This is a genomic window from Actinoplanes sp. NPDC024001 (assembly GCF_040638955.1).
In the GTDB taxonomy this organism is placed as follows: domain Bacteria; phylum Actinomycetota; class Actinomycetes; order Mycobacteriales; family Micromonosporaceae; genus Actinoplanes.
The window spans coordinates 1-3,597 of the sequence record NZ_JBEZZB010000333.1 but is presented as its reverse complement, the minus strand read 5'-3'; the positions used below and the strand labels follow the sequence as shown (position 1 = coordinate 3,597).

The window sequence follows — 3,597 nt, the reverse complement described above, 5'->3', positions numbered from 1 at the left end:
ATCTTCGGGTGCGGACTGAGTCATACCGGTTTCCTTTCTGACTGCAGGGGATACCTTTCGTATCGGTCGCGCCAAGGGAGCACCTATTTCGGCGTATCCATGATTGCGACGGAATGGGAATGCACCCGACTCCGGTTACCATTTTCTAGAGCCCCGTATCGATGTCGCGTGGGATCGTAACGCATCTATGCGTGATCAGGATAGGGTGGAAGATCATTACGGCTCGGTACGCGCAACGGCTGGGCCGGTAATGTCCGGTTCGGCGATCTCCGTTTCGGTGTTCAGGTGCGGCGATATTGCCATCTGAGCTGCGGTGACAGCATTCCCTCGGAACTCGATCAATATGCCTCGATAAACACGTCCACAGAGGAGGAAAAATGGCACTCTCGGTCTAAGGATCTATGCCTGGCGTACGGAGAAAACGTTCCCAGGGTGGCTGAGGGCTGGTGGGGCGAGGTGGACAGTCCGGGTCGAGTTCGGCCAGGCCGAGCACGTTCGGCTGCGTCCGCGCGGACGACGTGGGTAAACTCCGGCGTCCGGCACCGCCTGCCAGGCCGGCCGCCGAGCAGGTTCTCGGCGGGGTTGTCCAGGTGTCGGCGTTCTCGACAGCCTGCGAGAGCGCAACTAGCTTGGACATGCGCACGCCGTACCTCTCCGATTCGGAACTGACCGTCAGAAGCCAGAACCGCAGCCCGGGTACGGCGTGCTGCTGTGGATCAACAGGCCCGGCCGCAACTCACAAGATCAGCAGCAGGAGGAGCCATATGACAGACCAGGCTCGTTTCGGCGACGCACTGGCTGAGCCTAGGTTCCTTGTGGTGTTCGGCGCCCGGTCGCTGGGAGTCGTGGCTGACGCGCTCCGTACCGTCGCGGTCTCGGTTCTGGTATTCGAAGCAAGTAACTCGCCGCTGCTGGCCGCCGTGACGTACGGCATCGCCTATCTACCGCAGGTAATCGGCGGAGTCTTCCTCGGTTCCCTGGCCGACCGCCTTCCGCCGCGGGCGCTCATTTCCGCGGGCTTCGCGCTGCTGTGTGCGATCGAGCTGATCATTGCCGTCGCCAAGCCATCGATCCTGGTAAGCCTGCTGCTCGTGGCGGCCGTGGCCGTCTCTGCACCGATCTTCGCCGGCTCCACCAGCAGGGTGGTGACCGAGGTCCTCACCGGAGACGTCTACGTCCTCGGCCGATCACTGTTCAACATAGCTGCCTCGGCTGGGCAACTCGTCGGACTTGCCCTCGGCGGGTTGGCGGTCGCCGGTCTGGGTGGCAGCAACACCGTGCTGATCAGCGCGGGCCTCCATCTGTTCGCCGCAGCCACCGTGTGGTTCCTGCTGCGCGGAGTGAAACCTCCGAGCACACCTTCGCAGAGCCAGTCCATCCTGACGGCCAGCCTCGCCAACACCCGGGCGCTTCTCAGCAACACCCGCGTCCGGGTTCTGCTGCTCGCCCAGTGCCTGCCGCCCAGCTTCGTGACCGGCGCGGAGAGCCTCATGATCCCGTACGCGTCCGCGCGCGGCGCCACGCCCGCCACCGCGGGCATGCTGCTGGCCTGCCTGCCCGTTGGCATGATCGTCGGCGACTTCGTGGTCGGCAGGTTCGTCCGGGCCACCACCAGGGAACGGCTCACCGTTCCACTCATGGTGGTCCTGGGAGCGCCGCTGCTGTTGCTCGCCTACTGGCTGCCCCTCGCGCTGGTGGCGGTCCTTCTGATGATCAGCGGCGTCGGTTTCGCCTATGGCCTGGGACTGCAACGCCGGTTCCTCAATGCCGTGGCCGAGCCCGAACGCGGGCTCGCATTCGGGCTGCTGGCTACCGGCGCCATGACCCTCCAGGGTGTCGGACCGGTGATCTTCGGGACCCTGACCGAGGCGGTATCCACGAGCACCGCGATAGCGCTGGCCGGCGTCGCGACGGTGGCGTCGGCCGGTTGGCTCGGTATCTCACTTCGCCGTCACGCCCCCATCGAAGAAGAAGGCGGCCGCGTCCTCAGGATCCGTTCCAGCCGCAAACGCGGGCGGCTTCTCTACCCCTTGAAAGGCGGTGCAAGAAACGGGATGCAGGAGGATATCTGGCCCGAAGGGCGCCCCATGACGGGCGCGGGCGAGGAAGTTCCGCTCACTGGTGGCGATATCACGGAAGGTCTGGTGCGTGTCGGGAACACGGTCCGGCGCCCGCATCTGACTCAGTCTCCAGCGGTAGCCGCCTACATGGCCCACGTTGTCGAGGCAGGATTCACCGGGGTTCCACGCTGGCACGGCCGCGACGACAAGGGGCGCGACGTCTTCGACTTCATCGAAGGCTCGGTGCCGGGAAATCCGCCCGAGCCCTGGGCTGTCACGGACGAGGTGGTGGCGGAGATCGCGATGCTGCTGCGCCGGCTGCACGACGCCTCCGAGTCGTTCGTGCCGCCGCCGGACGCCGAGTGGTTCGGCCAGCAGCTACAGGTGCGGCTTCCCGCCGAGCTCGAACGGCTGTATGACAAGCCTGAGCTCATCAGTCACTGCGATGTGACCCCTCAGAACACGGTCTTCCGTGACGGCCGTCCCGTGGCCCTCATCGACTGGGACGTATCCCGGCCGACCACCCGGCTCCTGGACGTCTTGGACACCGCGACCTGGTGGGTGCCCCTGACGCACCCCGCCGACCGTGCTCCGGCCTTCACGAATGGTGATGTGCCGGCCCGGTTACGCCTGTTCCTCGACTCCTACGGCCTCGACCAGGACCGCCGCAACCAGTTCCTTCCCCTTGCTCACCGGGCGGCCCGGCGTAGCTGGTATCTGATGCAGGCCGCTGCCGAGCAGAACGGCGGCGGCTGGGCCCGGATGTGGTCGGACGGAGTGGGCCACTGGCTGCGCCGCCGGCAGGAATGGCTGGCAGCCGAGCACGACTCGCTGGAGAAGGCCATCCGCAACCAGGACACGTAGAGTGTCCGGCACCGCCTGAAGGTGAATTCCTGCGCCAGTGCTCGGCGTACGGTCGTCTGTCAGCGTGACGGCGTCGGCCGGCCGCCGAGCTCGAAGCCGGCGGCGAGCCTGGCGTAGGTGTCGCCGTGGGGCAACGTCCGGCCGGACAGCGGGATCGTGCAGGAGCAAAACAACACCGGCGAGGATCCTGGCCGGTGCATCGGATCTGGTCGGTCGCCGACTTGCCCGGAGCCTAGTCCTCACCGGCGTCCGGGCCTGCTGAGCCGGCCGGAACCTCAATGATCAGTTCGGAAACGGCTCCTAGATCCTTAAACGAAGAGTGCTTTTTTCTTCCTCTGTGGACATGCCTTTCCGAGACGTATTGATCGAGTTCCAGGAAATCCGATCACCGCAGCTAACGGGGCATTCTCGCCGAATCTGCACGCCGAAACAAAGATCGCCGAACCGGACATTACCGGCCGAGCCCGTGCGTGGATTGAGCCGAGCCAGGGCCCGCCCTATCCTGATCTCGCATAGATGAGTTACGATCCCCCGCGACATCGACACAAGGCTCTGGGAATCGGAACCGGAGTCGGGGTGCATTCCCCATTCCGTCGCAATCATGGACGTGCCGAAAAGGCTATCTCCTGCAGTCAGAAAGGAAACCGGTATGACTCAGTCCGCACCCGAGGAC

Annotated in this window: 1 protein-coding gene; it reads left to right on the top strand. The window is 65.1% G+C overall.

Translation table 11 applies throughout. From position 1 onward, the window contains the following. The first annotated feature begins 764 nt into the window (after positions 1-764). A complete protein-coding gene (locus tag AB0F81_RS50790; RefSeq protein ID WP_360211599.1) occupies positions 765-2,924 on the top strand; it encodes an MFS transporter in 2,160 nt (719 codons plus the stop codon). Positions 2,925-3,597: the final 673 nt, after the last annotated feature.